1 protein-coding gene and 1 pseudogene are annotated in these 629 nt (G+C 69.8%); both read right to left on the reverse strand.

Features of this window, described 5'->3' with window-relative positions; all coding sequences use genetic code 11:
* Positions 1 to 290: pseudogene (locus HA630_RS01605) on the reverse strand (YgiQ family radical SAM protein); the annotation flags it as partial.
* 106 nt (positions 291 to 396) lie between these two features.
* The gene (locus HA630_RS01610; RefSeq protein ID WP_166832168.1) at positions 397 to 603 is read right to left on the reverse strand and encodes a DUF2783 domain-containing protein; all 207 of its coding nucleotides are present in this window, start codon (positions 601 to 603) and stop codon (positions 397 to 399) included.
* Positions 604 to 629 lie beyond the last annotated feature (26 nt).

Raw genomic sequence — 629 nt, forward strand, 5'->3', positions numbered from 1 at the left:
GCCTTGAACGGCTCGGCGCTGTGCCAGTCGGGCTGGGCGATGATGCCGACCCGGAAGCCCTGCGCCTCCAGCACCCGGCCGATCACCGCCATGCCGAAGCTGGGGTGGTCCACGTAGGCGTCGCCGGTGACCAGGATCACGTCGCAGCTGTCCCAGCCAAGCCGGTCCATTTCGGCCCGGCTCATGGGCAGGAAAGGCGCGGGCCCGAAACGCTTGGCCCAGTACGGCTTGTAGCTGGTGATGGGCTTGGCGGCGCGCGCGAAGAAGGAGACGTCGAGGGGGGCGTTCATGGGCGGGGGATGGGCCGGCACCCCCGGGGCGTGGGCGTGCAACCCCCGATTTTAGGTTTTCGGCGCCCGGCGCGCTGAAGTTTCGGTCATGGCCCCACGGTGGGGCTCAGAGGTCAAGCAAGGCGGCGTCGAGCTGCTGTTGAAAGCGCTCGGCACAGCCCAGCGCCTGGGCGTTGAGCAGCGCCAGCTTGACCAGGAACAGCTCGGTTTTCTCCGGGCCAGCGCGGTCGATGGCGCTGGCCAGGGCGTCGTACACGGTTTCCAGGCCGGCGATGTCCAGCGTGGGGGCGGCGGTGTGGGGGGTGGCGTTCATGGGGGATTCCTGGTGGGGCCGTGGGC

It is taken from the genome of Aquabacterium sp. A08 (assembly GCF_011742065.1).